This window comes from Azospirillum sp. B4 (assembly GCF_000333275.1).
In the GTDB taxonomy this organism is placed as follows: domain Bacteria; phylum Pseudomonadota; class Alphaproteobacteria; order Azospirillales; family Azospirillaceae; genus Nitrospirillum.
The window spans coordinates 1-1,513 of sequence record NZ_BACU01000727.1 but is presented as its reverse complement, the minus strand read 5'-3'; the positions used below and the strand labels follow the sequence as shown (position 1 = coordinate 1,513).

1 protein-coding gene is annotated in these 1,513 nt (G+C 68.7%); it reads right to left on the bottom strand.

Features of this window, described 5'->3' with window-relative positions; translation table 11 throughout:
- Nucleotides 1-73 precede the first annotated feature (73 nt).
- Entirely contained in the window at nt 74-1,261 is a 1,188-nt protein-coding gene (locus I55_RS32385; protein ID WP_044564852.1) for an MFS transporter, read from the bottom strand.
- Nucleotides 1,262-1,513 lie beyond the last annotated feature (252 nt).

Sequence of the window (1,513 nt, the reverse complement as noted above, 5' to 3'; positions counted from 1 at the left end):
CGCCCGGCGCATCCGGTCCCTGCTGCCATGACCTGGGCGGCCAGTTGAGACGGTCCAGCTGGAGCACCGCCGCCTAAGCCTGCGCCGCCACGCGCATCTGGCGGAGGTGGAGCGATATCGCCATACCGACCGCCGCCGCCGCCGCGCCCACCAGAAAGACGCTGCCGTAGCCGACCCGGTCGGCCATCAGCCCCGCCAAGGGGCCCGTCAGGCCGTAGGCCAGGTCCTGGAAGGCCGTGAAGCCCCCCAGCGCCGTGGCGCGCAGGTGCGGCGGCACCAGACGGACCACCTCCCGTCCCATCGACGGGAAGATCAGGGAGCAGCCAAGGCCGGTCATGAACGCGCCAGCCAAGGCGAGGGACGGGCCATGCGCGCCCCACACCAACACCTGCCCCATCGCCTCGACGGCCAGTGAGAGGGTCGCCACCGTCAAGCCGCCGATACGGTCGGGAAGATGGCCGAACAGCACCCGCACCAGGACGAAGCCGCCGCCGAAGGCCGTGAGCCCCAGGCCGGCATGATCCCAAATCCTGTCCAGGAAATAGAGGGCGAAGAAGGCGCCGATGGCGGCGAACCCGATGCCCTGCAGGCAGACGATCAGCCCATGCCCCCAGATGCGGCCCATGATGGCCAGGAAGGATGGGCGTTCAGGCTGGGCATGCGGGGCGACGCCGGCCATGGGCGTCATCGCCAGCAGGCCCAGGCAAGGCAGCAGGGTACTGACCGCCATGGCCCCGGCGAAGCCGACACGATCCAGCAGCACGAGGCCGACAGGGCCGCCAACCGCCAGCGCGCCATAGATCGACGCCCCCACCAGCGACAGCACCCGGCCGGTGCGCTGGGGCCCGACGATGCCCACGCCCCAGGCGACGACACCGACGCCAACGAAACTTTCACCCAGCCCCAGCAACAGGCGGCCGGCCAGAAGGGTCGGGTAGGCCACCATCGGCATGCCCTGCTGAAGCCCGGCCGCCAGGGAAACCAGGCCGCCAGCGACATAAAGGGCCAAGCCGCGCGCCACGGCCACCTTGGGCCCGCGCCGGTCGGCGAAGCCGCCGGCATGGCCACGGCTGAAAATGGCAGCCAGGAAGGTCATCCCGGTCGCAAGACCGGCACAGACATTGTCCAGCCCCAACCGGCCGCTGACGTAGACGGGCACGGCCGGCAGGGGAATGGCGACGCAAAGATAGGAGAGGAAAAGGACAGCGGTCAGCAGCAGCAGGCGGGCCTGCGCCGGGTCACGTGATGAAAGGAAGGCCATGGGAACGCTCCGGGCTTGAGGACCCTGGCCGACGGTGCGCAACGACGCACGGACCGCCGGCCGGGCGGTCTGTGCGTTGGATGACGTGAACGCTTACGGCCGCCCAAAGCGGCATCGGCACGGCATATCGCCGGGGCCGGGTAAAAATACGACGGTTTCGTCACATTCCCTATTCGCATCGCGACGGGCACCCAAAATAGGACGCTAATGAATTGAAATCATTTGGGAAATTTTTCGCGCGTTCGGGCTGCC

Bases quoted from the DNA above. Each gene is read 5' to 3' on its own strand.
- I55_RS32385 (WP_044564852.1), bottom strand. From the start codon at position 1,261: ATGGCCTTCCTTTCATCACGTGACCCGGCGCAGGCCCGCCTGCTGCTG.